Origin of the sequence: Stieleria sp. JC731 (assembly GCF_020966635.1) — a bacterium.
Taxonomy (GTDB): domain Bacteria; phylum Planctomycetota; class Planctomycetia; order Pirellulales; family Pirellulaceae; genus Stieleria.
Genome location: NZ_JAJKFQ010000026.1, coordinates 310,866 through 335,308, shown reverse-complemented (window position 1 = coordinate 335,308; position 24,443 = coordinate 310,866). Strand labels below are relative to the sequence as shown.

The window sequence follows — 24,443 nt, the reverse complement described above, 5'->3', positions numbered from 1 at the left end:
CAGCAAGGTTTTATCAAAACTGTACCGGCAGTTGAGCTTGGCGAAGAAACCATCTCGCATGCCCTAATCGGCGAAGAGCCTCGTCTCCTGCTTCACTCCAAAGGTCTCTTTCCTTCTTGAAGTACCAGGCAATTGCCGGACCTTCATAGCCGTGATCACGAAGCACATCGTAGGCGGATTCGGCATTTCCACGTCTTCGCTTAAAACGAACTTTTGTCAGTACGAAACGCGAATCGTTAATCGGTACGATTTCGGCGAGCCAATGATACGCTTTCTCGTATGCCGCGTCTTGGGCTTGCTGATCTACAATCGGATGCTTGGCTACGACATCTGGCAGTTCTCGATAGCCAATTGCGCGGACACGGCGATATGCGGCGTCTGCAATCCATGCCTGCGTGATTTGATATTTCGAATTCTCGCTGTCAATTTTCTCAAAGTCATAGCTTTCCAAGACGGGATAGCCAATCACGGTCGCCCCATCTTTCTGGACTCCGCTGTGACCTAGTTGTTGAGCTGAGGTTTCTACAACCGCATCACACAGGCGGATGATTGCTTCTAGGTTTTGCTTTCGCAGTGACGGTTGATCCAGGGCCAACAGCCGCCTTCGCATCGATACGATTGATGCAGAATCCGACTCGACCCATGGAGACTGAGCAAGAATATGTGATGGCGAAAGTCCTGTTTGGAGGACAGATTCAATCTCGGCGGCAATTGGGTCATTGTCGTAATGCCATAGCCAGTCTCTTTCAGCTTGAATTCCGCTTCGTTCGTTTTCCAGAATTCCAATCAGTTCGCCAGTCTTCCAATCAGTCAAGCGTTCCCAAACAATGTCTGGAACTGCAGAGTCACTCGGTAGCAACTCACTTGTGTAGACCGCATTGTTCTCCGCTGCCGACCAAGTTCGCTTTGAGGTTTCCGCCAGACGAAAGGAACTGACCAGACGAGGTGCATTGAGCTGAACTTGTGCATCGTCGCAAACGTACTGCACTTGAATCCAATCGACTCTTGGGTAGGCGTGTACGACTTCGCCGAGACGGTATGGATTCATGTCACTCCATCCGGATTCGGAAAAGGCGTAAAATCGGATGCCATCCGGTGCAAAGGAAACTTCAGTGTCACCAAGTCGTTGATCGATCGTCAGCTGGACGTCGAGCGGGATCGGTGCGACACGATACCACCAGGACCGACATTGCGAGCTTTCGTTCGCATTGGTTCGATTGGCTTGCAGCAGATGTTTCGGAACATCTTGTTCGCTGGACAGCTTTAGCGGCACCTGATGCAACAGTTTTTCCCCGCGAAGTCGTTCACGACGCTCCGTTTTCGACGTCCGTTCCGACACAGATAACAAAGCTGTCTCATCACCCTGCTGTTGTTCTGTGTGCAGCTCCGGATGTGTCTGCCACTCGATTTGCTGCGAAGTCAATTCGAGACCATCGAAGACAACAAAGCCACCAGTGCATCGATGAGACAAAAACAACTGGCCTTGCTCAAAATGGCCTCTTGAAAGTGCTGCCCCGGTGGAATCGAAGAACGTTGCCTGAGCACAGTTTAGGACGTCAATACTTTCCCCACCGTTAACCCAAACTGTGCCACCGGTCACATTGGGAGGAATCCGGGCGACATACGCTGTTCCGCTACTACACGATAAACACTTGCCAGCTCCTAACTCCGACCGCAATGCATCAAGAGTCGTCGCCAGATCATCGTCTCCATTCGATTCGCGATCTTGGCCAATGCGATCCGATCGCAATGAGCCTGCAAGAACCCTCGATAACTGGGTTTCAAAGTTGGTAGCGTTCCCTCGTTGCCAAAGCGTGGCTTCCAATGCGTTTGCTGCCCTTCGGTCTTTGGCGATCCAAAAGTCTGGTGCATAAAGACTGGCCGACGTCAACAAGATTTTGACTTCTAACCGACTCGAAAGCTGAGCGAGAAGTTGCATTCCTTGGAAGTCATTCTCTGCCAAATCGACAATCATCAAGTCACAAGAAAGTTCGCTAGCCCGATTCACCGCGTCGCAAAGCTTTGAGGGCGAATGTGATCCGAAAGACACGACGAATTCTGTCTGGTCCGTTGCAGATAGCTGTTGCCACGTAGCATCCAGAGTCGATTCGCTTGAACCTCCCACGGGCATGAAATTTACTACAAGCTGATCCGCTGCTTCATACCGACTTAGATTTATCAACAGGCTCTCTTGGCCGAAATTAACAAGCGTCACCGATGGAGAAGTTTCACTTTTGAGAACTTGAAGCTCCGAATCGCTGATAACGAGGTCGCAATTCCAATCACAGCCAAGCAACAGCCTCTCGTCACTCGCGAATAGAACGACATCGCTCGGAATCCAATCAACGCTTGGTCGCGATTGATTGAACAACGCCGTTTCGACACGGTTCATCCCTTCCAAAGAGTGCTCGCGTCCTATCGCATTTGGCCTCCAAGATCCGCTTGCGACGCCCCGGAAAACCGACGCGTCTTTCCATTCGAAAAGCTCGGGGGGAAGGGTGACCCAATTGCCACATGCACCCATCAACCGATGATCCGTTAAATCGAAATTCGGATCCGACATCGGCAAAAGAACGACGCCACTATTCAACTCAGGTGAAACAGTGAACTCGACGACTCGCCCCGCAATCGACGCGGGAATCTGATGGCAGCCTTCCGGAGCGACCACGGCGATTCGCTTTGGTTCCGCTGAAATCGCGTGAAGACCTACCGAAATGAAGCTTATTGCGAGTGCCAACCTCAAAGAAATGGCTGGAAGCGGATTGCCAAATTTCTGCATATGCACAGGACTGCAAACGGAGTGCGTGGTGAAACTAACTCTGTAGCCTCAACCTTGCCCCTCAATTCACTATCACGGCAATCAAGAATAAGTTGGGCTTCACAGCACATTCTAGCAGTCCTGGGATTCAACCCAAGGGTTCCCGGCGCAACGGCTTTGACTAGAGGCCGAGTAGCGACTGATTGATCTCTGTCGACTTTGAAATCGAAAGCACTCCGGTCCGCAACATCGCTTTGGTGATTTGCAGTCCCTGCTGGAAACCAGATTCCATCGGCAAACCGACGTGATTGGAAAAATCCGCCAAGCAATCCGCGACCGTGCGTTGCCCATCAAATCGAGCAACGAGATTGCGGACGTATTTGTCGATCCCAATACTGACGGGGACTCCCTGATCCACGTGCAGTGTCATCGCTTCGCAGTCCCATCGAATTCCGTTGTAAACAGATTCCTCGACGATGCGGATGCCTTTGGTGATTCGCAATCGACTGTTCAGGATTTCTTTGTCTGCTGACGGTCCCAGGATCAAGTCTCGATTGTCAAAACCGGTTTGGATCGCCTCACCGATTTGTGAACGGATCGGTTTGGTCAATTGAGTCACTTCGAACCAATTGTCGCCCGAACGTTTTCGCATAAACACGAATCCGCCATGAATTGCAGCGACGTTCTGTTCGGCAAAATACTCTTCCCATATCGCTTGTTTCTGCTGAAGCTCCGCGGCATCGGTCGTGCTTTGACGCAATGTTGTCAGAGCGTAGGAGGACGGCAATTGACGATTTGCGGGTAGGACCCAAACGTCGCATCCGCAATCGGAAAACCAATTTTGCAGACGCTCTTCCCAAGGCTGATCCTGAATTTCACCCCATTCGCAAATCGATTGAAACACGCCTCCAGTTTCAAGATATTGTGGTGCCGCCTGGAATAGTTGACGCACAAACCCATCCAACTCGACAGGCGTGAATCGATAGGTTGTTGCCGCTTCAGGCGAGATAATGAATGGGGGATTGCAGAGAATCTGATCAAAGCGTTGACCTTCAACGGCATCGAACAGACTTCCCGTGACGGCAGTCAGATTCGAAATCTCATTCAGCGATGCATTGAAATGAGCGAACTTTTCAGCTCGAGGGTTCAGATCCGATGTGGTTACATGCGTTGCGCTTTCGCTTGCCAAAACACCATGCAACGCGAAACCGCCGCAGAGATCCAAGAGCTTCTTTACCGGCCTGCGAATCGCGACCGCATTCAAATGTAGAGCCGCATCACAAAGTGTCGGCACAAAGCCTTCTTCATCCTGGTGACGAATCAACTGCAAGTCCGACGCCAGTAGGTAATCACCGACAGGGATGACCAAGACGCGTGGCCTAAATCCCTGAACCCTCTCTTCGAGCATTCCTGATCGCAAGCCAATACGCACGAAATCATTGGGCAATAACTTGCGTACCGTCACCGAATCGAGTTCGAGGCCCAGAAAGAACACACGCACAAGACACTGAAACATGTCCTCACATTCTTCGAACCCCGCCAATACCGCCGGTGGAATGATCTCACTCGGCGGCGGTACCAACAAGCCAGTGCGTTCTTGCAGCGCCGCTTCGGTGTACCCGGCCGCACGAAAGACCTCGCGCACGAGTTTCGCTTCTTCGTTGAGCAGAACTTTTGGAGGTGCGGTCTTTATCATTTTCAGTTCGACATCGATAGAGAGCAAGTAATGTGCGATTTAGGGCAGACGCGTTGAAACGAGGTATCCTTGGACGTTCTCTTTGCCCTCGGTACGCACAATGTCTTCATGAATTTCGTGGTCGACAAAACCCGCATTGTTGAGCCAGCCAAGGACTACGTCTTTGCCATGTTGATAGCGGCCCGAGGGGCCCAAGCGATAGCCGACTGAATAGCGTTCTAGAAGTTCCGGTGCTATTTTTTCGAGGCTAAAGATCAATGCACCGCCAGGGCGTAGCACTCCTGCCGCTGCGTTGATGGTGGATTCCAAATCCCCGATATAAATAAATGTGTCTGCAGAAAGGGCAAGATCGAACTTTCGATCGCAACTTTCCAAGTAACCGGTCAGCTCGCCGTGCACCAGCTGATCGTACCCGCCGCGTGCCTCCGCCTTCGCCAACATCTCTTTCGAAAGATCGATACCGATCAACTCGTTTGTTACGCCTTGAATGTATTCAGCACATAGGCCTGTCCCACAACCCAAGTCGACGACGTCCAACCTTTCACGGTCGTAGTTCTCGGTGAACTTGCAAGCCAATTCACCAAGCAGCTTAGGCGCTTTGTACCGCAACGTATTCAAGACTTGGTCGAACGATTCGGCGAACTCGTCGAACGTTTTGGCGACATATGCGTCGGAAACTCGCTCGGGAACGGACGTCGAATCTTGGCAAACCAACTTAAAATGTTTGGCGATTTCGTCGTCAGGCTGAAGCCGCAAACATCGGTCATAGATGTCCGCCGCTTCCTCGATCCGATTCAAAGTTCGAAGTGCCTTCCCATATCGATGCAGGAATGACACCCGCTCAGGCTCGATCGCAATGGCTTTTTCAAACGCCTCGAGCGCCTCTTCGGTTCGACCGATTTTGTCGAGTGTATCTCCAAGCGAATCCCAGGCATTCGCATTTTCTGGGTTTAGTTCCGTCGCTTTGTTGTAGGCTTCTAACGCACCAATCAGTTCGTCCGAACGACTGCAAGCGTGACCGAGATTCATTAAAGCTTGTTCATAATCGGGACGCAGGTGCACCGCGTTCTGATATGCCTTGATCGCTTCGTCGAATCGATCCAATTCGACGAGCATGTTGCCAAGGTTATTAAATGTGACCGGCTGATCCGGATACTTTGACAAAGCCAACTCGGTTCGCTTGATCGCCAAGGGAAGATTGCCCAGTTGAGCGGCAATGACGCCCAGCAACTGCAGCGCATCGGCCTGATCGGGATCAGCTTGAAGGACCGATTTATACATTTCCTCGGCGTCGGTCAAGCTGCCAGCACGGTGCAGCTCAATCGCTTGATCCAATTTGCTTTTCATCGACACGGTCTCTTGCTGATCGCTCATCTTGTCGCTCCTAGCTTCCCTCGTTCGGTAATGAACCTGCTGATTTTCACGTGTCGGCCTCTTGCTACCAATCAACTCCGCTTTGAACGCTAAATCGACGTTTATGGCACTTCGCTTCAGTACCAGCGTTCTCAGAATACAAACTTCGAATAACTTGGTCGTACATGAATCCCAAATCGCAGCGGAGGTGTTGCTAGCATCTCGCAGCTCTGGCCTTCACCATCGATGCACCCTGCTCCTTGCTAGCAAGCGGTGTTTTGATGAAGTGGGACATGAATTGCCGATAGTTTGGTTGCAATCGAGCCTGAAACACCGAAATGCAACCGAAAACTCCGATCATGCCAATTCAGATAGCCCCCATCATTCAATCTGGCGGAAAGCCGTTGATCGATCTTTTGAATCATTGCGTTCAATCGATCAACACAGACGTGTTGTTCCTCTACCTGATCGGCGAGTTCAAGCTCCGCCCGCAAGCACAATCAGCGGTGGCCCTCTTCGACGTGTTTTGTTCGATCCAGTCGCCCGCATGCATTTCTTGTCATGGGATGATCGCTCCGAAGGATCTTCGTTTGGCGAATTCAATCTCGCCACTTCGCGCGTCACTCGAAGCCGCAAACACCGCGATTGAAGAAGCGGCGAACAAGACTGAACTTGATGAGTCGTCAGAGGAACCGGGCGACGAGGTTGAGAACTCCGATTCAGCGGACACGCCTGCGTCAGAATCTTCGTTTGAAGCGCCGCCGGTATTGCTACCGGCACGATATCTTTTTGATCAAGTCGCTGATTCCATTAGGCAGTCGCCTGCGTCTGGTTTCAACAAATTACAAGGCTACTATGATCCGCTGAAGAGCCCCAAGGAAAACCTTCCTGGCGGAGACATGAATGCTTCTCAGCGGATGTTTGTTGACAACGTTTGGTCGCCGATGGTACGCCCGTTCCTTGTGTCCGCTGGCTTCTGGCGAGTCTCAACAATCGGCTAACCGCCTGTTAATTTTCCGTTATCGCCCTTCTATTGGACACTGATGACGGCTTTGATGACCCCGGTTTCGGGTTTGGTATAGGATTCAAAGTCGTTCAAGATGGTGTTCATATCAGATCGGTGTGTGATCCAAGGATCGGTATTGATCATGCCCATCTCGATCAACTGAATGATACGCGTGAAGTCGCCTGGAAGTGCATTGCGTGATGACAGGATTGCTGCTTCCGGCTTATGCATCGCTGGATGACGAAAGGTGATTTCATCCGTTGTGATTCCGACGTAAACCAGTGTTCCGGTGGGTGCCAGGTAACTGAGCGCACCGGCCATGGAGTGGCGATTGCCTGTCGCATCGACGATCGTTTGATACAGATCCCCACCGGTTAGCGATCGCATCGCATCGAGCTCGCTGCCATCGCCAACAAACTGGATCGTGTTTTCAACACCGTAGTTTCGACGAACGAATTCCAGACGATCCGGATTCATATCCATCACGCTCAGTTTTGCACCGGTCAACTTGGCAAACTCCAGCGTCGCCAATCCGATCGGGCCCATCCCGATAATCAGACTGTGGTCGGCGGGACGTGGGTTGGCACGATCATTGGCGTGGCAACCGATCGCGAGCGTTTCGACGAGGGCCAATTGATCGAACGACAGCTTCTTTGAAGGGTGGAGTTTCTCCGCACGAACTAAAAATGATTCGCAGAGTCCGCCGTCGCACATCACTCCGATGACATTCAGATTCTGGCAGCAGTTCGTTGCGCCACGGCGACAGGGGTAACATTCACCGCAATTCATGTAAGGCTCGACACTGCATCGATCGCCAGCGGCAACGTTGCTGACGCCCTCACCGACGGCGACGACTTCGACACCCAATTCGTGCCCGGGAATCCTTGGGAAATCAAAGAAAGGAAACTTCCCGAGGTAGCAACTGATGTCCGTCCCGCACACGCCCATTCGGTGCGTCCGTACGAGTGCCTGTCCGGGTCCCGGTGCGGCGGGAGGATCAATTTCAATCGGCTTTAAAGTCTTGATATCACTGATTTGAATCGCGCGCACGTTCAGCTTTGCTCCAGTCGATAGGTTTGAATCGCGGTTCCGGAAAAGATCTGTTGTTGTTCGTCGGATGACAGTTCGGCTGCCAGTTCCCTGACCGTCGCGAGCCAGCAGCCGTAGTCGGTTCTCAATAGGCAGACTGGCCAATCGCTACCAAACATCAGACGCGAGGGCGTGAACGCTTCTAAGACCGTGTCCCAATAGGGCCGAATCGTTTCCACGTCCCAAGTCGCATCACGAACTTCTGTCGCTACACCAGAGAACTTGCAAACGATATTGTCTTGTTCGGCAAGCTGCTCGATCGATGCCTTCCAGCTCTGATCAAACTGGCCGGCAGCCACGGCCGGCTTAGCAATGTGATCGAGCACCATCGGGATTGAAGCGTGATTTCGAACGAACTGAATCGTCGGTTTCAAATGCTTGGCGAAGATCAGAACGTCGTACACCAGCCCGCTCCCGGCGAGCTGAGCGACACCGTCGTTGAAGGTTTTCCCTAAAAGGAAATCGTCATCGGGCTCATCTTGAACGACATGTCGCATTCCCCTCAACTTTCGATGGTGGCGAAACCGATCGAGTTGCGCAGCAAGCTCAGGTGATCGAAAGTCTACCCAACCGACGACTCCATGAATCAGCGGCTCAGTTTCCGCAAGTTGCAATAGCGTCTCGGTTTCGGTTAACGACTGCCGTGCTTGAACGCTGACAAATCCATCCACATGGTGCGTCGAAGCGATCTCGCGCAGCTCATTGGACCAGAAATCACGGCGAAGCTCAGTCATCTGATCATCGATCCACGGATACTCGGTTGCCGAATATTGCCACAGGTGGTGATGGGAATCGATCAACATTTCGGGGAAACTCGAACCTTCGCAGCAGTTAATACCAACCAATATTGTTCCGGGTTGATCAGTAAACGAGATGAGGGCTTGTTCGGCAAGCCGTCACTGACCGACTGATCCTGCTTCAGCCGTGTTTTGTGTGCAATCGGAAGCAATGGAATAATCCGCACGGACAGCAAACCCATACGCATTTAAGTGCAACTTCAGTCCGCTGAAGCTTGCATCCGATGCATTGCGTACGGCAACACATGACACGGTCACGATCGCGGCGTTTCGCATCCCTTCCAGCGAATCACCATCGCATCGATCGCAGCTCAGTTGTCGTGGCACCAAACAACGAACAATTACTGTAAGAAGCTCCATGTCCGATTTTGCTGCTCCCCAGGTCGATCCCGATTTGGCTGATGTTAAGAAGGTCCGCAAATCGACTACTCGCCGAACCGACGCGGCACAGTCTCCCCTGGAGACCTATCTTCGAGAGATCAACGAGACCGCGCTGCTGACAGCGAAAGAGGAACTCGAACTGGCATCGCAGATCGAGCAAGGTGATGTGGAAGCTCGTGACCGAATGGTTCGCGCGAATCTGCGGCTGGTCGTCAACATCTCGCGAGGCTACACCGGCAAAGGGCTTAGCCTGCAGGACTTGATCGAAGAAGGCAACTTGGGTTTGCTTCGTGCCGTCGAAGGGTTCGACCCAACGGTCGGAACGCGATTCAGCACCTACGCCAGCTACTGGATTAAACAATCCATCAAGCGTGCTCTGATCAACAGCGCGAAGACGATTCGAATTCCGGCCTACATGGTCGAACTGCTAAGCAAGTGGCGTCGTGCGACGGCCCGGCTGAGCGAAGAACTTGGCCGCACGCCAACCAATGAAGAAGTTGCTCGCGTTCTGGGACTTCCAAAAAAGAAGTTGCCGATCATTCGCAAGGCAATTCGCATCAGCAACAGCACTCCGCAAAGCGATCAAAGTGAATCGGGCTGGTCGCTCGGCGAGATGGTGATGGACGAGCGTCTAAAAAGTCCTGACGAGATGCTTCTCGATCACGACATCTTGCACCACGCGATGGAATTGCTCGATGATCTTGAAGAACGCGAAGCGATGGTATTGAAACTTCGTTTCGGCTTGGACGGTTCGGAACCGAAGACGCTTAAAGAGATTGGGGCAGAACTCGGACTGACCCGCGAGCGTGTTCGACAAATTGAAACCGAAGCACTGCGTCGCCTTGCCGACGGTTTGACCGACCCACGGGAACGCTTCCCCGGCTAAAAATGGCGATTTCGTTTCTTTGAAACTTCGAAACGCCCAGCAGCCACGGTAAAACGTTTTGTTTCCGTGGCATGCTTCATCGGACCGCATTGGTTTCGTCTGTCAATCAAACTGAACGAACATCACGGGACCGTTTCGTTTTACGGGTACATTCTGTGCGGGCTTGCCGCGAACAACTTCTCCAGCCGACTTGTTGGGGAGACGCAAGTTGACTTGGCCCGCACGAGATCGTACAGCACTGCAGTGCGATTTTAGCTGAGCATGAACTCGGCTCCATTCTTGTTGCATCCGAACAAGCGAATCAAGCATCGGCTCCACCAATCGTTGCGATGAACGAGTCAGTCCACTGTAGATCGAATCGATTTGATCCAGCTTTCGACTCAGTTCCGCGAGACCCGCTGGCGGTTTAATATCAAGCTTCATTTTCTTTAAGACCGGCTGCAACACTTTGTCAGCGAGAGCCTCAAGCGGTTTCATCACAACGTTCATGATCTTGCCAGGCTTTTCCAGAATATCACGAACACTGAAGCTAACACTCTTCTTTGTGAACGGAATCTTCACTGTCAGTTTCTTTCCAAGCGTTTTGTCCAAGTTGCCGACGGTGGATTCGGCGGGCTTCAGTTTCTTGTCGAAATCTTTCAGCGATCGATCAACCGATTGATACGCGGCGAAGATCGAGGTCAAGCGGTTAACGTCCGACAATAGCCGTTGGCATTTCACTGAAACCTGATGAATCTGAGAAGACGCGGATCGGATTGGAGGGCTAATTTGCCCAGCAGCGGAATCAAATGCCGCAGACGCACCTGGGATCGATTGACTGGAAATCGCTAAGGAAGCCAGTTCTGTTTGCCAACCGCGAACGGACAATGAGTAACCATTGACCTTTGAGCGAGCCCCCGCGATCGACTGTTCCAGTTGCAGCAGTCTTTGCTTCATCGGTTTAAGAACATCTTTCTCACACTTATCCGTTTTCTTTCGTAGGGCGTGAACCTGTGTCTGAATCCGCTCCAAGTTCTTTGCCAATGTCCGTGCGACGGTTCGAACCTTGGGAACCGAGTAGTACGGTTTTAACTGGTCAACCAAACGATCGAGTTTGCGATCCATTTCGCGAATGGTTCTCGAAACGGTGATCGCATTGTCGACCTTTCCGCGTGCCCCACGAACATTGGATTGCAACGTCGACAACTCTTGGCTGATCTTAGAAATGTCGCTGCGTAGCTGACTTAGATCGGAGTCGATTCGCCGTGTTTGCGGCATGTTGTAAGGAATACTTGACGCCGAGACTGCAGAGGACAAACAGAGGGCGATTGCCAGAAATATGGTGGAGGTGATTTTCATCGATTTGGCTGCGGGTGCGAGTGAATTGATGCCTTTCACCCACACCTGCGAAGCCGCCACGGATTCCCCTTAACACAAATTCACCAAATTTCGATGGCAGAGAAAATCAAAGCCAGTCGGCTCACAGAAAGTCGCTTCCGAAGCCTTCTATGGGGCGGGAATCCGTAAAACCAAACGCTTGAAGCGCTATGCCGCACCATCTTGCTCGAGACGTTGCATTACTTTTTTCCATCCGAGACTTTTCGCCAGCGTGTAGGCGGTCATCCCATTGGGTGCCTCTTGCGATGGGTCAAACCCTTTCTGCAGGCAAACATCGACGCCGTCATAAGACCCTGCCAGTGCCAACTGGTGCAGGAAGGTGTACCCGTGGTCGTCCGCCTGGGACTTCATCTCGGGGTTTTCGTCGATGGTGTCCGAAAGCGATGACCGCATGTTGATGGACATCGGATGTTCCGCAGCGGCCACCTTGGTGTAATCCTGCTGGGTCACTTTGGGTTTCCCAAACCCAAACAGTCCCTTCTTCGCAGGAGCGTCATCGCCGATGTAGGTCGGGGGCACAAGGTTAATGATTCCGACTTCACCGAAGTCATATCCCCAGGCGTTGTCATGCTGCTTGCGTTCAGCCTTTCCCATTCTGGATCTCAACAAATCGACGGTGAATCCGCCATACACTTCCCCATCGAGTACGTACATCCAATCGCAGATCTGTTTGCCGCGGATGGTGACGCGGTCGCCTTCTTTGACTGATTTCAAGGAGATGGGCGAATTGATCAACGTGCCTTCGACCTCTCGGCCGTCAAAGTCCACATCGATCAGCCACATATGTTCGACTTCGAGGGCGTCGGGGTCGTCCGACTTTAACTCAGGCGGGTCGCGAAACGTTCCTTTGACCGCAGCGAGTTCCAGAGCAGGAACGATGCGCCGCCTTTCCCAAGACATCTCTCGCCAAAAGAAGCGAAAGCTATGCCTCGCCTTTTGAGATGCTTGTTCCATCTCTTTGTCATCACTGGGTGACGAGAAGACTGGTGCTGAAGCTGCGGATGAACTTTCAGATTCTGACATGGCAACCATCCACGAATGAGCAATGAAAACGTGAAGAACGAAATGTCGAACCTTTAAATGTTAGTAAATCTTCACACCGGTATGTTGCCCCATCCACCGCAATCGCAGCCAAAACGCGGTTTTCGGCCCCGCAGCGGACGGTAGCATGACGAGGATTTGCGTTGGTCGGCCTTCACTTCGCCCTCTTCCAGTTCATTAATGTGCTAAAGCGAGTCGGATTCACGCCTATCAAGTGATGAAAGCCTCATGCGACGCAAATCTAGCCTCCTCAAATGATCTGCAATAAGCTAAATGCAGACTTCTACTGGAACCTTAAAGTCGCCCAATCGCGTCAATCAGCATCGTTTCGGTCATCTTGCCTGACAGCACAATAGGCATCTGCGATTCATCCGCCGGATAGATAATGATTGCCGGTAACTGCGTGGTTGGTAGATACTCAATCACCCTCGGATCTGCGTCGGTTAGGTCGTCTTGCATCATCAAAACCTCTGCCGACATTGCCAATCGCCACACTTCTCGCGTGAACAGATCTTCTGATGGCGAAGGATCAGCACCTACACCCCAGTTTCCGAAATAGTAAATCAGGACTGGCTTCCCGGCAGCATGATGGGGTTCAAACCTCTGTGATGAATAGCCAGTGAAGTGGGGCAATTTTGGGACCGGAGCGACGATGGTTTCATTGATATCCGACTCGCCACAGGAGCACGTGAGCAAACCGAGAATACACACCGCTATGAATACTGCTGATTTTGCCATACCTAAACTAAACCAACTTAGTGGTGAATATTGAACTCGCTATTTTGCACCTATTCACGGAGGCTCATCGTCGTTTCAGGGTCAGGGCTTTGATTAACACGGTATCAAAGCGATTCCTGACACCGTTTTTGTGCGATGGCGTGAAGCCATTCTTCGAGGTTGGTGTATCCGTCGCCGTCCTCGTCTAAGCTTGGATTGTTTGGCAATTCGAGAGTGGTCGAACTTGCAGGCGGTTTGACGAAGCCGACTTCGGAAACGCGATCGATGATTCGTCCGGTTCGGTTCTTTATCGTTTCGATGATCCTTTGATCGTTCTCGTCGCGCTGGGCAGGGCGACTTCCAACGGTTGGAAGCAAGCGAGCCTCTAAGGTTTCGGCATCCCAGCGGGTGAGCGGTGACACCGTCACGGGAGCCTCTTTGACGATCGGACTCGGTTCCGTTCGACTGTCGACGATCCGCTCGTGAGGACTCACATTTCCCTCTTGGTGAATCTGACTATTTGACCGGATGTTGGTTTCCACAATCATTGCCAAGTGATCGAGCTGACTTGACGGTCCGTAAATGAAACGGTTGTTCCAGACCGTCGACAGTAGTGGACCAGATCCTTCGGGGTCAAAGTATCCCAGTGGCCAACGGCCCGGATTGTAGACCAGGTTGTTCACAACCAAGCTGCTTGTATCGCCCTTGATCGTGGGATTACGATCGTCTGAATGTGCGGAAACGTTGCGAATCAAACTTACACGGCGGCTGTGATCGCCGATCAACATAGCTTTTGAATGCCTTCCTTTCGGGTGAAGCGAATCATCAAGCTGTTCGGCAATCAGGCAATGACTTACCGTCACATCACGCACACCCTTGTACCAAGTTGAAAAGCCTTCATCGATTGCCCAGCTCATGCTGACGTGGTCAATGACAACATTGAACACATCGGTCTTGCCATCCTCGCTGCCGATAACCTGGACGGCATCGCGGTCTTCTGGCTTATGCCCTGCGCCGTCGCCAATGCGAATCGCGATATGTTGTGCCAGTACGTCGTGAGTTCGAATCGACAGGCCCGCACCGGCCAGCGTGATCCCCGGCGATGGCGCGGTTTGCCCAGCAATCGTGACGAAGGGTTCAGAGACAACGAAGTTGCTCGTCGCCTCAATGACGCCGCCAACGGAAAACACGACCGTTCGCGGCCCCTTCGCGGCAAGGGCTTCACGCAATGATCCCTGTCCGCTATCTGCGAGCGTATCGACCACGAACACCTTCCCACCACGTCCGGCTTTTGTGTCCGTTCCAAAACCTTCGGCCCCCGGAAAAACAGGAAGCGATTCGATGAGGTCTCGATGCGCATCGGCAAGGTTTGGCAGCGGAGAACGTTGTGGCCCGCGTATTAGGAAATAAGCCAAACATCCGAAAACGATCAGGGCACATAAGAAAAGAACTCGGATCGATCTAAAACCGTTGGTCACTCGCAAAGCTCAAAAATGGAACGGGTGTTAACTCAAATGCGATCATTTTGTTAGCGACAGTAAGTACGCCAAGAGGTCATTGAACTGCTGGGCCGTGAGAACCTCGTGAAAGTTAGCCGGCATCGGTGAGTTTCGGTTCTGCTGTTGCGCTTCGATCGTGTCGATTGCGATCGCTGACTCTTTACCTTTCTCATCCACAAGAATGATTTGGGCACCTTCGGATCGTTTAACCAATCCACTCAAAACTCGTCCATCGTCAAGCAAAACAACACTGGTACGGAACGCAGCGTCGACGTTGCGATTGGGTGCGATGACGTCTTCCAAGATTCGTTCCAAGCCCCGACTGCCAATGCCGTCCAAATTGGGACCGACTTCGGCCCCCTGTCCAGCCACCTTGTGACAGATCGCACACTGTGTTTTGAAGATCGCCATCCCTTGGGAACGATCTCCGCCATGTTCACGGTAATCGATTTGCCTTGCCGAAATGGCCTCTTGAACGAGCGGCGATTCACTGCCCAAATCTTTCGCCAGTCGTGCAATCTTGTCTCTTAACGTGTCGCTAGCGAGTTGGCTAAGTTTCGCTTCAATGGACGGAACTTTCAGCAGTCGAGCCGATGCGGCACCTTGTTCGATTAGATCGACCAGCATCGCTGCGCCATCTCTATCGGACGATAATTGCTCAGCGATTTGAGACTGCATCGATGACGTCGCAACCTTCATCACGTGCTTCAGCGACTCATTCATCGAAGAACGATTATCGGAAAGCAGCGAATCAACGATCGAATTGCGAACTTCGTCGTCCAAGTTTTCGATCGACAACGCTTCCGCCGCAGCTTCCTTGACTGCTGATGGCGACAGTGACACCAACGCCTTTGCATAGACAGCCCGATCTGTCCCCGAAATACCGTCGGCAGTTAGCAATGCACAAACAGCTTGCTCCAATTCACCAAGCTTGAATTCAGTTAACAAGCTCATCGCCTTTTCCCGTCGCTGCACTATGTCGGATGGATTCAGCGATTCGAGCGAAAACCTTCCGACTGCGATCCATGCATAGGCCGTCGCGGTGTCGGTGTCGACAAGTTCAACATAGACCTGTTTACCCGCATGTTCGCCGCTTGACCATTTCACCAATTGTGCAGTGTCATTTCGAAGTGGGCTCCAACGCTTGATTACTTGATCCGTCCCCGCTTCACAAATTTGCACATAGTTCTTCTGTTGAAGTGGCTTACCGGGTTGCCCGTCATGTCCGGCAAAGAAGAAACTGAACTGTGAAGGCATAGGAAAAGATCCGCTGCGGTAGAAACCCACCAGCTTTTCACCTTTCGGAAAACTGCTAAACAGCGACGAGTTCTGCTGCCCATCGGACGAATTGCGTTGGGTCGACACTTGCCAGGGATTGACTTGACTCGGTGCAGACGGATCCGCCCGATAGGACCAAGGCAATGGCGGCTGCTCGTTGGGTAATTCATCCGAAGGAGAATCAATTCCAAGATACTGACAGGCAAGATCGATCGCCCAGCTTTTAACGACCGGTGAAAGCGGTTCGCCCCGTTGTGCTCGGCCGGACCGAATCGACAGCAATAGCTCCTTTTGAAAGTCAGGATCCGCAGCAAAACGTTCTCTTGATAGTCGGACAATCGAATCAAGCTCTGCATCGCCACAATAGCGACTGGCAAAAGTAAGATATGCAGTTAGCTCGGAAGGAATTTGACGGGAAATCCGATCCAAGTTTTGAGCGACGTAGTAACCTGCGAAGTCCGTTTTGATTGCCAGACAAAGTGACAGCACTTCTGCAGTTTGAGCTTCGCTGAGATCCTTCACCGAGGATTCAAACCAAGTTTTTTTCCCAAGGTGATCTCGCAAGGCCATACGTATTGCATGGTGTAAATGTGGATCACCGGAGACCTGAACCGATGCATCCAGCAGAGGTTTAACGAAAGACTGCGAGGGGTGCTGAATCATTGCCATCACGACGGCTCGTCGAACTGAATTCGAGGGATCCACCAATCCTTGTTGCAACAGCTCTGTCGAAGCTGCATCAAATTGTTCGCCAGCTATCGCGCTGAGAATCTGATAGCCATGCTGGCGAACTCGACTTTCACTGGACTGAATGAGTTTTTCGACGTCGCTAAGTTCCAGAGCACCCAAACGATGAAGAACCCATGCGAGATGAATTTTCGCATGATCATTCAGTGGCTCAGAAAATGCCGCACGGACTTGGGTGATGGCTGCTTCTGCAAATTGATCCACGATTGTGTCAGCAGCAATCAGTCGAGCTGACAGTTCATCGGATGCCAATTGTTCAATTAATGCGTCAATGTCATCGTGTTTCGCTAGGCCTTTTGCCGGTTCGACAGTCGTCGCTGATGTGACATCACGTCGAGTTTCGGTTGGCTGATAGCGGATGCGCCAGATACGGCCGCGATCCCGGTCTCGACCAGGGTGATCGAGAGGAACTTCGTAGTGCCCGATGATTCGGTTGTAAAAATCAGCCACGTAGAGTGCACCGTCAGGTCCGATTTGCAAATCGACTGGACGGAACCAAGGGTCGCCGGAAATCAGGAAATCGGATTGTTCGATCGCTTCAATGGAACCGCCAGATTTAACAATTGCGTTCCTGTTGATACGGCTCGTCATCACGTTCCCACCGAACGCGCTGTTTTGGTAGACCGATGGGAACTGGCCACCATTGTAAAGAGCCATGCCGCCGATCGCGGTACTACCGTTGAGGTGCTCCATGACCTGCGGAACAAACCCCAGGCCGTCGTGTGGTTTTCCGAAACTCGGATAGTAACCGCCCTGCATCAAAAACGAGACAGGCTTCGTATGACAGTCCGCCGTGAATGCGTTGCCGTCTTCATCGAAAGCCAAACCGAATGGATTGACTTGGCCATGCGTAAAATGCTCAATCCGCGATCCATCCAGCCTCATTCGGAAAGTGTTACCGGAGTGCATTGTCACAACGTTTCCGTCTTTGCCAGCGACGGAACTTTGGTTATTGAATCCGTGGCATGCGTATAGCCAACCGTCATAGCCACGCGTAAACGCATTGCACATTCCGTGCGTATCGCGTGACGTATCGAAAGGCCCGTATAGAACTTCTCGCTTATCCGCTTTCCCATCACCGTCGGTGTCGCGCAAGTAATAGATATTCGGGATGCTAAAGCAGATAACACCGTCGCCGTATGGATAAAGCCCGATGGGGATGTTCAAGTTATCTGCAAAGGTCGTGACAAGATCGTAAGTTCCGTCGCCGGTCGTATCTTCCAACACTTTAATCGTGTCTTTGCCTTCGCCATCGGCCGCTGGATAGGGATATTCATTCGAACTGCTGACCCAAAGTCGATTTCGCGAGTCAAAGGCCATATTCATTGGCTTCGCAATCTGCGGCTCCGCCACGACCAACTCCGCAACGAATCCATCGGGCAACACAAAGGTTTCAAGTTCCTGTTCTGGTGTCAGAGGTTCCGTCGTCCGGACCCCCGAACGGAATTCAGACGTTCCAGCGGTATGACGAGGAGTTTGCGACATCACCGGTGGCGCATCTGACACGCCGCTATTGAGGGCGACATAGGTTCCCAGTTTGTTTCCAACCACGATGTCGACATGTCCATTGCCGTCAACATCGCTTGCCCATAACTGTGTCCCTACTCCCACGCGTCGGTCAATCAACATCGGTACAAAGTTGACTCCGTGAGCCGACCTCTCGGTGCGAAACCAATACAACACCGGCAACTCTTGGGCACCAGGGTCATTGCCGCCGTGCGCCCAAAATCGCTTTCCCGTAACCAGGTCTTTCACGCCGTCGCCATCGACATCGGCAAGGGCCAAAGCGTGAAGCTGAGAGATCGCCAAACCGTATGGATGCTTGCTGGCATCATTCCCCATGATTTCGTGTCTGACAAAGACCGGCTCACCTTTATTCTGTGAACGGTTTTCGAACCACGCTAATCCGTATCCGTGGGCGTTTTGCGATGAAACAACATCGTTGTCGCCGTCTCCGTCGAAATCGTACGCATGGATTTGCGATCCACCCGATTGCGCAAATGTGAAACGATGAAAGTCCCAAGGCTGTCCAGCGTGTTGCGTCGATTTCCACCAACCATCCATTTCCAATAGTTCCGGTTGACCATCGCCATCGATATCACCAACGCCTAGGCCATGTGTAAACCTGCCGTATCCGCCTCGATCGCTGATGGCGATAAAGGTCCACGGTGCCATTGGGTCGGACGGATTCGGTTTGGCATATCCATGCTTCCCACCGGAAGCACAAATCAATTCGTCGACGCCATCACGATCGATATCGACCAACGTCGGCGATTCATTGCCAACATCGCTTAGCACCAAAAACTTCTCCCACGCCGTTGGTTCGGCCGCGTCTTCGAATGACCCCGGATTTCGATGCCAATACGCCGGTGTGCCTGGCATCGCAATGGTCAAAATGTCGGTCCAGCCATCGCTATCGAAATCACCTGGAAATGAAAAGAAGTGATCCGAGTAGCCTTTGATCGTGTAGGGTTTTACCGCAGCGAAAGCATGCTTGGTACGGAAGTCGGGGCCGGCATACCAAAAGGGGCCTGAGATGATATCGTTGTTTCCATCGCGATTGATATCAGCAACCGACGCGCCTTCGCTGTGGAACTCTTCACTCAGGACAATGGTGGTGAATCGATGCGATGATTCGTTCGCATAGGCAGACTGCCCAAGTGCAAAGGCAATGACAAAGACGAGGGAGTGTTTCATAGGTGGGATGTCGTTGAAACGGTGGGGAATGGTTATCGGTATGATAAACCAAACCAACGCCCGGCATCACGGGGACCGTGATGGGTACTAATTCAGCATCCCAAAGTACCCGGCACGCTCCGCCGTGCCGAACGCCGGCCCTACCCAGCAAACCAACGCCCGGCATCACGGAGACCGTGATGGGTACCATTTGAGTTTCCCAAAGTACCCGGCACGCTCCGCCGTGCTGACCAACGGGCCTACCCACCAAACCAACGCCCGGCATCACGGGAACCGTGATGGGTACAAATTGAGTCTCCCCAAAGTACCCGGCACGCTCCGCCGTGCCGACTGCTCCCTATCTCGGTGTGACTTTCAACTGCACTGCTCTCGCGGCCGCAACTATGTCCATCAGCTATAAACCAGGCTTGCACCCTGAGCTTGAATTCTAGATTCTGTTCCTGCTCCGAAATCACCGCCAAACCGCTCCGCTTAAGAAATTCGCTTCATGATTATCTCCACCCTCGCAGACGCGTCTCGCTACACGCCGCTGCACTCACGGTTTGCCGAAGCTTTTCGGTACCTAGAAACAGTTCGTGCGAACGAGTTGGTCGAGGGAAAACACGAGATTGCCGGTGACGATCTATTCGCGATCGCTTGGTCAGGGATCGGCAAAGGCCAAAGCGAATCGGTTTTGGAAAGCCACCGCCGTTATATCGATATCCAGTATGTTGTCACCGGTTTTGACGTCATGGGATGGCGCCCGTTGGCGGACTGCCAACGAATTCGAGACGCTTATGACGAAACGAAAGACCTCGCGTTTTTCCACGACCAACCCACTTCCTGGACACGTGTGTCCGCTGGCAGTTTTGCAATCTTCTATCCCGAAGACGTGCACGCACCTCTTGGGACGACCACCTCGTTGAAGAAGGTGGTGGTTAAAGTTCGTGTTGATGGGTGAACAGTGTCCCCATCACGGTTCCCGTGATGCTGGGTATTGATTCTGGTGTGATTGGGTGCCGGTCGGCACGGCGGAGCGTGCCGGGTACTTTGGAAACTCAAATGGTACCCATCACGGTCCCCGTGATGCCGGGCGTTGGTTCCGGCGGGATCGAGGCCGGTCGGCACGGCGGAGCGTGCCGGGTATTTTGGAAAACTCAAATGGTACCCATCACGGTCCCCGTGATGCACGGCGTTGGTTCCGGCGGGATCGAGGCCGGTCGGCACGGCGGAGCGTGCCGGGTACTTTGGAAAACTCAAATGGTACCCATCACGGTCCCCGTGATGCACGGCGTTGGTTCCGGCGGGATCGAGGCCGGTCGGCACGGCGGAGCGTGCCGGGTACTTTGGAAAACTCAAATGGTACCCATCACGGTCCCCGTGATGTCGGGTATTGGTTCCGGTGGGATGGGGTGTCGCTCGGGACGATGGAGCGTGACGGGTAGTTTCGGACCACGATCCAGTTTTAGAATTTTCTTGTGAGTGAAATTCGTTTTCGGTCGACGTCGACTTCCAATACCTTGACTCGTACGACTTCGCCGACCGAAACAAATTCGTTCGGATCGGATACAAACTGGTCAGCCAGTTGCGACACATGAATCAAGCCATCTTGATGCACACCGATGTCCACGAATGCGCCAAAGTGCGTCACGTTCGTGATAACGCCTTCGACAACCAAGTTGGTTTTCAAATCTTCGATGCTATTGAGTGAATCGTCGAACTGAACCGCTTTGAATTCTTGCCGCGGGTCACGACCGGGCTTGCCAAGTTCCGTAATAATGTCCTGGACCGTTGGCAGGCCAAATCGATCACTGACATAGTCTTCCGGACGCAGCTTGGTCGATAAGGTCGCGTTGCCGACCATCGCTGTCAAATCTGCCTTCAACCGCTTCGCCATCTGTTCGACAACGGGGTAGCTTTCGGGATGGACAGCCGACTGGTCCAACGGTTGGTCACCACCACGTATTCGCAGGAAACCTGCGGCTTGCTCGAAAGCCTTTTTGCCAAGCTTTGGAACGGATGTAAGTTCCTTGCGGTTTTTAAATTGGCCTTGGGTGTCACGATATTCGACGATCTTCTCAGCCAACTTTGGCCCAATACCAGCGACGTAGGACAACAGAGAAACACTGGCGGTGTTCAAGTCGACGCCGACTTGGTTCACGCAGGACTCCACCGTCCGATCCAGACACTTGCGAAGTCGAGTTTGATTGACGTCGTGTTGATATTGGCCAACCCCGATCGACTTCGGATCCGTTTTCACCAATTCGGCAAGCGGGTCTTGCAGACGCCTCGCGATACTGATCGCACCTCGAACGGTAATGTCCAAATCTGGGAACTCTTTCACCGCGACATCGCTCGCGGAATAGATTGATGCGCCGGACTCACTGACCATCACCTTCGTGACGTCTAACTTTTCTTGCTTCAGCAGATCTCCAACGAAGGCATCGGTTTCACGAGAAGCGGTGCCGTTGCCGATCGCGATCAACTCCACCTGATGTTTCTTGATCAATTTCAAGAGTGCGAGGCCGGCACCCTTGATGTCGTTCTTCGGAGCGGTCGGATAGATGGTCACGTTCTCAAGAAACTTGCCAGTCCCGTCAATGACCGCGACTTTGCAACCGGTTCGGAAACCGGGATCGATCCCGAGCGTGACACGTGGACCTGCCGGGGGTGACATCAACAGTTCGTGCAGGTTCTTGCCGAACACTTCAATCGCTTCCGCATCAGCTCGGTCCTTCAATTCCGACAACACCGTCGATTCGGTCGCGGGCATCAACAAACGATCGAAGCAATCTTCGACACAATTGAGCAGGTCAGGCGTGAATTCAGAATCTCGATTGGGAACCAGCTTCCGTTTCAGATCCGTTAGCTCTCGATCGCCTTCGAGTTCGATGTTCAAACGCAATAAACCTTCACCGGCACCGCGCATCATGGCAAGCAAGCGGTGCCCCGGAACGCGGCTGACCGATTCCTGGCGATCGAAATATTGTTCGAACTTGTCTGCACCTTCCGCGGTCTTTTTTCCGCGTTTGACTGCCGAAGTGACCTTCCCGAATTTCATCGATTGGTCAGCCAACCACTGACGCGTTTCGGGAACTTCGGACCATTGTTCGGCAACGATATCCAGGGCACCGGCGAGTGCAGCGTCGGCGTCGGGGACGTCTTTGCCTGCGTCGACGAACGAAGCCAGTAGCTCTTTCTTGGATTTGGGCAGGCGTTTGGGGCTGGTGATCAAATCCGCCAAGGGCTGCAATCCGCGTTCACGGGCAATCGTTGCTCGGGTGCGTCGCTTCGGTTTGAAAGGCAGGTAGATTGCTTCGAGCGTTTTAAGATCGTTGCACGCTTCGATCTTTTTTCGCAACGAATCGGTCAGCAATCCTTGATCGTCAATCGACTTCAAAACGGTGGCTTTGCGAGCAGCCAAAGCGTTAGCCTTTTCGAGCGCATCCTCGATCGCCCGAAGCGCAATTTCATCAAGTGTTCCGGTCACTTCCTTTCGATAGCGGGCGATGAATGGGATCGTGTTGCCGGCTTCGAGTAGCTCTACAGCGGCACGGACCTGCTTGATGGGCAGCTGTAGTTCGTCGGCGATCTGCTGGAGTATTTTGTCGTCCATAACGCGGCAATAGCAATTCCATTGGAGAGAACGAATCGAAAGGCACTGACGGGCCGATCTCGTTATACCAATCGGAATTCGATTGTGCAGAGGTCAGCTTTGCCGGGAACTTTGTTTGTCGTTCGGAATTGCCAGCACGCCGGGAGGCAGGCCACCGACCGCTAGGCAAAGATGTCGTAGATCGTATCACCGCCAATGACGAGTGGACGATTATCGCGATCATAGATCTCGGTCAGCGGGTCGATTCCCAAAAGATGGAAAATCGTGGCCGCCAGATCTTCCGGTCGGACCGGGTTCTCGGCTGGGAGTCTCGCGTGCTCGTCCGATTTTCCGTACACGTATCCGCCCTTGACGCCACCGCCGGCCAGCAGTGTGGTGTAGCACCGTGGCCAGTGATCTCGACTAAGATTTTTGTTGATGTCCGGGGTGCGCCCGAACTCACCCATCCAGACTACCAAAGTCTCGTCAAGCAACCCGCGTTCTTCCAAATCATCTAGCAGAGTTGGCAATGTCTGGTCGGTCAAAGGCAATTGATAGTTATTTACAATTTCGTACATCCGCGTGTTGTCAAAGCCGTGAGTGTCCCAGCCGCCATCGTTGACACGTCGGCCGCCGATACTGGCTGAGAAGTATGCCGTCACAAATTTGACACCTGACTCGACAAGCCGGCGCGCCAGCAGGCAACTTTGACCGTATGTCGTCCGGCCATATCGATCGCGAACCTTCTCCGGTTCGGCGGACAAATCAAATGCTTTGCGAACACGATCGGATGTCAACATTGACATCGCTCGCTGGTAGTAGTCGTCGAAACCTTGTGCCTGACTGGAATAGTCCATCAGCTTCGTTTGCTGGTCAATCAGCTTTTGCATTTCGCGTCGTCGATGCAACCGATCGATCGAAAGCCCCTGCGGAAGACTCAGTTCGGGCAGCTTAAAATTTTTGTCATTGGGATCTTCCAAGAAACGCAGTGGGTCATGTCGCTTACCAAGAAAGCTTGCATGTTGGGCTGGCACAACCGAACCGTCACGGATCACGTGTGGATACGAGACAAACGTCGGCATGCCGTTGTCGTTTGGTGCTAGATGATCAACAACGCTTCCGTACGCGGGATACAGATCCAATGAGTCTCTTAAACGTTGATCGTCTGTCGGCGGTTTGTGTCCCGACAATGCATAGTAACCGGCGGACGCGTGATTGTTCATCGTATGCGTCATCGTGCGAATGAGCGTCACGTGGTGCATCCGCTTTGCCATTTCAGGCATCAGCTCGCAGATCTGAATGTCGGGGGCACTGGTCGAAATCGGCCGATAGGGGCTTCGCACCTTTTCGGGCGCGTTTGGCTTCATGTCGAACGTATCCAATTGGCTTGGACCGCCCCACTGGAACAGAAAGATCACCGATTTGGCGCGAGGCTTGATCGACTTGCTGCTTTCGGCCGCTCGGATCAGTTTGGGCATGTTCAACCCCAGCATTCCTGCGCCACCGATGCGCAAGGCGGCACGCCGATTCATTGATGAGAACATTGC

16 protein-coding genes are annotated in these 24,443 nt (G+C 52.7%); 3 read left to right on the top strand and 13 right to left on the bottom strand.

Features of this window, described 5'->3' with window-relative positions; translation table 11 throughout:
• Positions 1-13: 13 nt before the first annotated feature.
• From LOC67_RS23995 to LOC67_RS23985, 3 genes are all read right to left on the bottom strand, one after another.
• Complete coding sequence (locus LOC67_RS23995; protein WP_230265380.1) at positions 14-2,668, bottom strand: hypothetical protein; 2,655 nt, start codon at positions 2,666-2,668, stop codon at positions 14-16.
• Between the two features lie 271 nt (positions 2,669-2,939).
• A complete protein-coding gene (locus LOC67_RS23990; protein ID WP_230265379.1) occupies positions 2,940-4,454 on the bottom strand; it encodes a methyltransferase in 1,515 nt (504 codons plus the stop codon).
• Positions 4,455-4,493: 39 nt separating this feature from the next.
• On the bottom strand, positions 4,494-5,828 hold the full coding sequence (locus LOC67_RS23985) for a tetratricopeptide repeat protein (RefSeq protein ID WP_230265378.1): 1,335 nt from the start codon (positions 5,826-5,828) through the stop codon (positions 4,494-4,496).
• 338 nt (positions 5,829-6,166) lie between these two features.
• Between LOC67_RS23985 and LOC67_RS23980 the strand changes: the two genes are divergently transcribed.
• Positions 6,167-6,808, top strand: a complete 642-nt coding sequence (locus LOC67_RS23980; RefSeq protein ID WP_230265377.1) for a hypothetical protein — start codon at positions 6,167-6,169, stop codon at positions 6,806-6,808.
• A 29-nt stretch (positions 6,809-6,837) separates the two neighbouring features.
• Here the strand turns inward: LOC67_RS23980 and LOC67_RS23975 are convergent, their stop codons facing one another.
• The 3 genes from LOC67_RS23975 to LOC67_RS23965 all read right to left on the bottom strand — a co-directional run bounded on the left by LOC67_RS23975 (position 6,838) and on the right by LOC67_RS23965 (position 9,059).
• Positions 6,838-7,863, bottom strand: a complete 1,026-nt coding sequence (locus LOC67_RS23975; RefSeq protein WP_230265376.1) for a zinc-binding alcohol dehydrogenase family protein — start codon at positions 7,861-7,863, stop codon at positions 6,838-6,840.
• 2 nt (positions 7,864-7,865) lie between these two features.
• Positions 7,866-8,705, bottom strand: coding sequence for an amidohydrolase family protein (locus tag LOC67_RS23970; protein ID WP_230265375.1), 840 nt, complete (start codon positions 8,703-8,705; stop codon positions 7,866-7,868).
• 93 nt (positions 8,706-8,798) lie between these two features.
• Positions 8,799-9,059 (bottom strand): hypothetical protein, encoded by a 261-nt coding sequence (locus tag LOC67_RS23965; RefSeq protein WP_230265374.1) that lies wholly within the window; start codon positions 9,057-9,059, stop codon positions 8,799-8,801.
• Here LOC67_RS23965 and LOC67_RS23960 point away from each other — a divergent pair.
• Entirely contained in the window at positions 9,058-9,966 is a 909-nt protein-coding gene (locus tag LOC67_RS23960) for an RNA polymerase sigma factor RpoD/SigA (protein WP_230265373.1), read from the top strand. The two genes, LOC67_RS23965 and LOC67_RS23960, sit on opposite strands and share 2 nt — an antisense overlap.
• Positions 9,967-10,068: 102 nt before the next feature.
• Here the strand turns inward: LOC67_RS23960 and LOC67_RS23955 are convergent, their stop codons facing one another.
• The 5 genes from LOC67_RS23955 to LOC67_RS23935 form a co-directional block, all read right to left on the bottom strand.
• The gene (locus LOC67_RS23955) at positions 10,069-11,304 is read right to left on the bottom strand and encodes a hypothetical protein (RefSeq protein ID WP_230265372.1); all 1,236 of its coding nucleotides are present in this window, start codon (positions 11,302-11,304) and stop codon (positions 10,069-10,071) included.
• 186 nt (positions 11,305-11,490) lie between these two features.
• Entirely contained in the window at positions 11,491-12,366 is an 876-nt protein-coding gene (locus tag LOC67_RS23950; protein ID WP_230265371.1) for a DUF2314 domain-containing protein, read from the bottom strand.
• 312 nt (positions 12,367-12,678) lie between these two features.
• Positions 12,679-13,122 (bottom strand): hypothetical protein, encoded by a 444-nt coding sequence (locus LOC67_RS23945; protein WP_230265370.1) that lies wholly within the window; start codon positions 13,120-13,122, stop codon positions 12,679-12,681.
• Between the two features lie 104 nt (positions 13,123-13,226).
• Positions 13,227-14,579 (bottom strand): polysaccharide lyase family 1 protein, encoded by a 1,353-nt coding sequence (locus LOC67_RS23940; protein WP_230265369.1) that lies wholly within the window; start codon positions 14,577-14,579, stop codon positions 13,227-13,229.
• A 42-nt stretch (positions 14,580-14,621) separates the two neighbouring features.
• Complete coding sequence (locus LOC67_RS23935; RefSeq protein WP_230265368.1) at positions 14,622-19,322, bottom strand: PVC-type heme-binding CxxCH protein; 4,701 nt, start codon at positions 19,320-19,322, stop codon at positions 14,622-14,624.
• Positions 19,323-19,809: 487 nt separating this feature from the next.
• Here LOC67_RS23935 and LOC67_RS23930 point away from each other — a divergent pair, with 487 nt between their 5' ends.
• Positions 19,810-20,262 carry a YhcH/YjgK/YiaL family protein gene (locus tag LOC67_RS23930; RefSeq protein WP_230265367.1) on the top strand — a complete coding sequence of 151 codons (453 nt, stop codon included), beginning with the start codon at positions 19,810-19,812 and terminating at the stop codon, positions 20,260-20,262.
• A 504-nt stretch (positions 20,263-20,766) separates the two neighbouring features.
• On the opposite strand, the gene LOC67_RS23925 is transcribed toward LOC67_RS23930, so the two are convergent.
• On the bottom strand, positions 20,767-22,917 hold the full coding sequence (locus tag LOC67_RS23925) for a Tex family protein (protein WP_230265366.1): 2,151 nt from the start codon (positions 22,915-22,917) through the stop codon (positions 20,767-20,769).
• 161 nt (positions 22,918-23,078) lie between these two features.
• Positions 23,079-24,428 (bottom strand): DUF1501 domain-containing protein, encoded by a 1,350-nt coding sequence (locus tag LOC67_RS23920; protein WP_230265365.1) that lies wholly within the window; start codon positions 24,426-24,428, stop codon positions 23,079-23,081.
• Between the last annotated feature and the right edge of the window lie 15 nt (positions 24,429-24,443).

Excerpts from the sequence above, each read along its gene's own strand:
- LOC67_RS23990 (WP_230265379.1), bottom strand. The coding sequence starts at position 4,454 with ATGATAAAGACCGCACCTCCAAAAGTTCTGCTCAACGAAGAAGCGAAA.
- LOC67_RS23985 (WP_230265378.1), bottom strand. The coding sequence starts at position 5,828 with ATGAGCGATCAGCAAGAGACCGTGTCGATGAAAAGCAAATTGGATCAA.
- LOC67_RS23980 (WP_230265377.1), top strand. The coding sequence starts at position 6,167 with ATGCCAATTCAGATAGCCCCCATCATTCAATCTGGCGGAAAGCCGTTG.
- LOC67_RS23970 (WP_230265375.1), bottom strand. The coding sequence starts at position 8,705 with ATGTTGATCGATTCCCATCACCACCTGTGGCAATATTCGGCAACCGAG.
- LOC67_RS23960 (WP_230265373.1), top strand. The coding sequence starts at position 9,058 with ATGTCCGATTTTGCTGCTCCCCAGGTCGATCCCGATTTGGCTGATGTT.
- LOC67_RS23965 (WP_230265374.1), bottom strand. The coding sequence starts at position 9,059 with ATGGAGCTTCTTACAGTAATTGTTCGTTGTTTGGTGCCACGACAACTG.
- LOC67_RS23955 (WP_230265372.1), bottom strand. The coding sequence starts at position 11,304 with ATGAAAATCACCTCCACCATATTTCTGGCAATCGCCCTCTGTTTGTCC.
- LOC67_RS23950 (WP_230265371.1), bottom strand. The coding sequence starts at position 12,366 with ATGTCAGAATCTGAAAGTTCATCCGCAGCTTCAGCACCAGTCTTCTCG.
- LOC67_RS23945 (WP_230265370.1), bottom strand. The coding sequence starts at position 13,122 with ATGGCAAAATCAGCAGTATTCATAGCGGTGTGTATTCTCGGTTTGCTC.
- LOC67_RS23935 (WP_230265368.1), bottom strand. The coding sequence starts at position 19,322 with ATGAAACACTCCCTCGTCTTTGTCATTGCCTTTGCACTTGGGCAGTCT.
- LOC67_RS23930 (WP_230265367.1), top strand. The coding sequence starts at position 19,810 with ATGATTATCTCCACCCTCGCAGACGCGTCTCGCTACACGCCGCTGCAC.
- LOC67_RS23925 (WP_230265366.1), bottom strand. The coding sequence starts at position 22,917 with ATGGACGACAAAATACTCCAGCAGATCGCCGACGAACTACAGCTGCCC.
- LOC67_RS23920 (WP_230265365.1), bottom strand. The coding sequence starts at position 24,428 with ATGAATCGGCGTGCCGCCTTGCGCATCGGTGGCGCAGGAATGCTGGGG.